Origin of the sequence: Pseudarthrobacter sp., from assembly GCF_036675385.1 — a bacterium.
Taxonomy (GTDB): Bacteria; Actinomycetota; Actinomycetes; order Actinomycetales; family Micrococcaceae; genus Arthrobacter.
Window position 1 is genome coordinate 1 of the sequence record NZ_JAKFFD010000240.1, and the last position, 5,613, is coordinate 5,613.

Annotated in this window: 4 protein-coding genes; 3 read left to right on the forward strand and 1 reads right to left on the reverse strand. The window is 63.9% G+C overall.

The annotated features are described in order from the left end of the window. Positions 1-444: 444 nt before the first annotated feature. On the reverse strand, positions 445-1,377 hold the full coding sequence (locus V6M49_RS19800; protein ID WP_141139024.1) for a LysR family transcriptional regulator: 933 nt from the start codon (positions 1,375-1,377) through the stop codon (positions 445-447). Positions 1,378-1,538: 161 nt separating this feature from the next. On the opposite strand from V6M49_RS19800, the gene V6M49_RS19805 reads away from it, so the two are divergent. The 3 genes from V6M49_RS19805 (at position 1,539) to fdhA (ending at position 5,577) form a co-directional block, all read left to right on the forward strand. After that, positions 1,539-2,840, forward strand: coding sequence for an aromatic ring-hydroxylating oxygenase subunit alpha (locus tag V6M49_RS19805; RefSeq protein WP_141139023.1), 1,302 nt, complete (start codon positions 1,539-1,541; stop codon positions 2,838-2,840). Then, positions 2,837-4,252 carry a ferredoxin reductase gene (locus tag V6M49_RS19810; RefSeq protein ID WP_141139022.1) on the forward strand — a complete coding sequence of 472 codons (1,416 nt, stop codon included), beginning with the start codon at positions 2,837-2,839 and terminating at the stop codon, positions 4,250-4,252. The genes V6M49_RS19805 and V6M49_RS19810 overlap by 4 nt, the downstream gene beginning before the upstream one ends. 107 nt (positions 4,253-4,359) lie before the next feature. After that, positions 4,360-5,577 carry a formaldehyde dehydrogenase, glutathione-independent gene (fdhA, locus tag V6M49_RS19815; RefSeq protein ID WP_141139021.1) on the forward strand — a complete coding sequence of 406 codons (1,218 nt, stop codon included), beginning with the start codon at positions 4,360-4,362 and terminating at the stop codon, positions 5,575-5,577. Positions 5,578-5,613: the final 36 nt, after the last annotated feature.

Sequence of the window (5,613 nt, forward strand, 5' to 3'; positions counted from 1 at the left end):
GCATCCCCACCATCCAGGCCCGACAGACAGACCGGGACAACACCTAAACCCACCCCCAGAAACAACCCGCCCCGGTAGCACGCGGCCAACCAACCCGTGCCACCGGGGCACACCCACACCCCCGCCAACGCCAACAGCAACCACCACACGGCACCAGCGTGACCGGACCGACGAGCTCACGAATATCGACCCTCAGAATCGCCAGGACGACCGCGAGCAGAACATAAGCCAGAGCTGTGTTGATTGCAGTAGGTGAAGCCGTGCAGCCGAAGGACGCCGGGCGTGGTTACAGCCCGCAAACGGCCCTTTCGTGGGCCGCTTAGGGCACGCTCTGGCTCATCCAGTGCCGCGGCCCGCCTAGTACGGCGTAGAACGCCTGCCGCGCTCGTGTCGCCACCTTTTAGACCTGCTCGCCCGCCGTCAACGAATAGCGGCCAGGCGATTTTAGAGATCGTCTTCGGGTCGGGCGGCGAGGATCCGATTGGCGCTGACCTGCAGGATACCGAGCGACTCCTGGATCAGGGGCGATGCGATGCTGCCCCTGCGCACCGCAGCGACGATGCGGCGCGATGGCTTCCCTTTGCCACTGATGCGCAGTCGAACCACGTTTTCGGCGCTATGCAAGGGTGCCAGTCGCGGCAGCAGGCCCACACCCAGCCCCGCACCCACGAAGGCGATTTGGGTTTCCCATTCAACGGCCTCATGGGCAATGCGCGGTGTCACCCCGACTGCCGTGAAGGCTGCCGTGAAGAGGGAGTGGTAGGTGGAACCGGCGGCTTCGGTGATCCATGGTTCCGACGCGAGCTCTTCGAGCGTCACAGTTTCCCGCGATGCCAACGGATGGTCAGCGGGAATGATCACGTCCAGGGGATCGTCGAGCAGAACGGTCTGTTCGAAGCGAGGATCGTCCTCAACATAGGTGTCGGACTGCATGGCAACAATGACCGCGAGGTCGATTCGCTCGGCAACCAACAAATCGAAGCAGCGGGCCGGGTTGGCCTCGAGTACCTGCACCTCAAGCAGTGGGCGTGTCGAGCGCAGGGTGGCGGCCAGCGGCGCGAGCAACTGTGCGGCCGCCGTGGAGAAACCGCCCAGGCCAAAACGGGACTGCACCTGGTCGCCGGCCTCCATGGCTGCTGCGCGCAGGCGCTCCCATTCGGCAATGAGGGTGTCCGAGCCGGCCACGAGAAAGCGGCCCGTGGCGGTCAGCCGCACGCCCCGGCCGTCCTTCGTCAGCAGCTGCATTCCAAGCACACGCTGGAGCTCCCGCAATTGCGCGGAGACGGCGGAGGGAGAATACCCCGTGAGCTCCGCGGTTGCGCCAATGGTGCCGCACCGGGCAAGCACCCGAAGTGTGATGAGCCTCGCATCGATCATGCACCTATTGTGCACGGATATCTTCCAAATCTTGCGCTTTTGTTGCGGATCAATGATCTCTAATCTCATGATTACAAGGTTTTCGACAACGCCGCTCGCACCCCCACGCAGCCGTGGTCCCACGAATCACACACTTACCCACGCCTCCCGGGAGGAAACACATGTCTGCTCCAGTCTTGCCCCTCAACTCACGCGGAAAACTCGCTTCATCCTTGCCTGCAGAGCAGCTGGCGGAAATCAGCGAGTTGTTCGAGTTCCGGCGCACGGGATATTCCCTCGATGCCCCCTTCTACACCGACCCGACGATCTTCAGCATCGACATGAAGGCCATCTTTGGCCAGCACTGGATCTTTGCCGGCAGCATCGCCGAACTGCCGGAGCCGGGTGACTACATCACCGTCGACTACGGGCCCTACTCCCTGATCGTCCTGCGCAACGACGACGGCGGCGTTAACGTCCTGCACAACGTGTGCCGCCACCGCGGCGCCCGCGTCCTCACAGAAGCCGCGGGGTCAACAGGAAACCTGGTCTGCGGCTACCACTCCTGGACATACTCTCCAGAAGGTAATCTGATCCACGCCTCGGCACCGGGGGAGACGAAGTTCGACAAGGGCTGCTTCGGCCTCAAGCGTGCCCACAGCCGCGAGGTGGCCGGACTCATCTTCGTCTGCATTGCGGACGAACCGCCAACCGACTTCGACGAAACCTCAAAGATCTTCGAGCCATACCTCGCGCCCCACGATCTGTCGAAGACGAAAATCGCCTACCAGCAGAACATCATCGAGGAGGGCAACTGGAAGCTCGTCATGGAGAACAACCGTGAGTGCTACCACTGCGACGGACACCCGGAGCTCGCCTGTTCCCTCTTTCCCACCTGGGGACTGACGGAGGGCCTGATCCCGGCCCATCTCGAAGAAGTGTGGGACCGCAACAAGGAAGCCCAGTCCTCGCTCGAGGAGCGTTGCCGCCGCTACGGCCTTCCCTACGAGGTGGTCGAGGAGCTCGACACACGCATCGCAGGAATCCGCATCTCACGTGAATCGCTCGACGGAGAGGGCGAATCGTTCTCGCCCGACGGGCGCAGGCTCTCCAAGAAGCTGCTCGGCGACTTGCCGGACTTCCGCCTTGGCCGCTGCTCGATGCACCTGCAGCCCAACAGCTGGTTCCACTTCCAGAGCGACCACGTCATCACGTTCGGCGTCTTCCCCGTCAACGAACACCAGACCCTGGTACGCACCACCTGGCTGGTGGCCGACGACGCCGAGGAAGGCGTCGACTACGACCTTGAGAAGCTCACCTACACCTGGAAGCAGACAAACCTGCAGGACAAGGCGTTCGTGGAGTTGTGCCAGCAGGGTGCCGGAAGCCCGGCCTACGAGCCCGGCCCGTACATGAAGAGCGAGTACCAGGTGGAGGCGTTCATCAACTGGTACGTGCAGCGTGTGCAGGAGCACTTGGCATGATTGAACTCCTCACCGAGACGGCCATCCGGGAGCCACAGCGCATTCGCGGTCTTGAGATGCCGTGGAACAGGGTCATGGGCAGCACCGAGGCACCCGCCCGTGCTGCCCGTGCACTGGGCCCCTGGCATCCACAGGAGTTCATGGCCGAATGTGTGGAGACCGTTCCCGAGGCGGGCGGCTTAATGACCTTCGTGTTCCGCCGCTGCGACGGTGCGCCCCTGGCGTTCCGTGCGGGCCAGTATGTGAACATCGCTTTTCCGGTGAATGGCGAGGGCCAGGATCCGGTGGACCGCAGCTATTCGCTGTCCAGTTCCCCGACTGAGCCTTGGACCTTCAACATCAGTGTCAAACGCGACCCCACAGGACTGGTTTCACCGTGGGTGCACGAGAATGTCAAACCCGGCACTGTGCTCGAGATGCTCGGGCCGGTCGGCGCATTCCACTTGCCGGATGCCGACCGGCGGGCGCGGTATCTCTTGCTGGCCGCCGGCGCAGGCATCACCCCCATCATGTCCATGGTGCGGACCATCCACTCCCTGCCCGGACATGCCGATGTTGTGGTGCTCTACCACGGAGCGGAGGCCGGAGGCTTTGCCTTCCACAAGGAGCTGGCCTACATCGCCTCCGTGGACTCGCGCATCAAGGTCTTCTACTCCCTCGGCGACCGCAACAGACCCGAGGGGTGGGAAGGGCTCAGCGGAAGACTGACGGCAGCCATGCTGGACGAGGTGGCCCCCGATGCCAACGGCCGCCAGGTCTATGCCTGCGGCCCCGAGGGTTACCTGAACACCGCCACCGAGCTCCTGGGGAAGGTTGGCGTCGACGACACCTCCATCTACATGGAATTCTTCTCGGGAGATCGCCAGACGCTCCTTGAATACCAGGCGGAGCTCGCGTTTGCCGTGGACATTGCTGAGGAAATCGCCGAGGAAATCGCTGACTCCGCCGAGGACTACTACGAAAGCCAGCCCACCGCGTTCGGGCTCTACGAGCCAGGCTACGACGCCGAGGGAACCCTGAAGGCCACGGGGCTGCCGCTGGAAACCGTCGACCCGGACGCGCCCCCTACCGAGGCCCCCGACGGCGGTTCCGGCATGGCGCCGGAGGCCGACTCCCCTGATGCCTCGAGCTTCGACACCGTGGGAACGGGAAGCCTCACGCTGTCCTTCATGCGCACCGGCATCAATGTGCGCATCGACCCCACCGAGCACATCCTCGGGGCGGCCCAGCGTGCGGGCGTCAGGATCGGCGCTAACTGCAAGGAGGGCATGTGTGGCTCCTGCAAGGTCGTCAAGCTTTCCGGGGACGTCGAGATGAACCACCAGGGCGGGATCCGGGCACGGGAAATCGATGCAGGCAAGTTCCTGCCCTGCTGCTCCACAGCGCGCACCGATTTGGTGATCGACGCCTAGCCGCTTCCAGCTTGCTTCACCAAGACTGACAACAACTACCTCACAGACAGCCTGATGCGACCAGCATCACCGTGAGGGTTCGATCGCCAACCCATAGGAGCCATTCAATGTCAGGTAACAAAGCCGTTGCATACAAGGCGCCGGGGATCGTGGAAATCATCGATACCCCGTTTCCCACCTTTGAACTGCAGGCCGGGCCCGGCGTCAATCCCGTTAATGTCGGCCGAAAGGTCCCGCACGGGGTCATCCTGCGCACCGTAAGCACCAACATCTGCGGCTCGGACCAGCACATGGTTCGTGGCCGCACGACCGCCCCGGCCGGCCTCGTCCTGGGGCACGAGATCACCGGGGAAGTCATCGAGACCGGGCCCGACGTGGAGTTCATCAAGGTCGGGGACATCGTCTCGGTCCCCTTCAATATCTCCTGCGGGCGCTGCCGGAACTGCAAGGAGGGCAAGACCGGGATCTGCCTGAACGTGAACCCGGACCGTCCCGGGTCCGCCTACGGCTATGTTGACATGGGCGGATGGGTCGGCGGGCAGGCGGAGTTCGTCCTGGTCCCCTACGCGGACTGGAACCTGTTGCGGTTCCCTGATCGCGACCAGGCCCTGGAGAAGATCATGGACCTGACCATGCTCTCGGACATCCTCCCGACCGGATTCCACGGGGCCGTTACGGCAGGTGTCGGCGTCGGATCCACCGTCTATGTTGCCGGGGCCGGTCCCGTGGGGCTTGCCGCGGCGGCCAGCGCGCAACTGCTGGGGGCCGCGGTGGTCATCGTGGGGGACCTCAATGAGGACCGCCTGGCCCAGGCCCGATCCTTTGGCTGCGAAACCGTCAATGTGGCCAACGGCGATCCGGCTGACCAGATCGAGCAGCTTCTCGGCGTCCGGGAGGTCGATGCCGGTATCGACGCGGTCGGTTTCGAGGCCCGCGGACACGGACACGGTGCCGGGGCCCAGGAGGCGCCGGCCGCCGTGCTCAATTCCCTGATGGACCTCACCGCCGCCGGCGGTTCCCTGGGCATTCCCGGCCTTTATGTCACCGGGGATCCGGGTGCCGCGGACGAGGCGGCCCAGAAGGGCAGCCTGTCCCTGTCCCTGGGCACCGGCTGGGCGAAGTCGCTCTCCTTCGCGACCGGCCAGTGCCCGGTGATGAAGTACAACCGGCAACTCATGATGGCGATCCTGCATGACAGGATCCAGATCGCCAAGGCGGTCAACGCCACGGCCATTTCGCTCGAGGATGCCCCGCGGGGTTACGCAGAATTCGATGCCGGAGCGGCCACGAAGTATGTCCTGAACCCGAACGGCTACCTCAACTAGTCCGAGGAAATCTCAACTAGTCCGGGGGAATGCGTT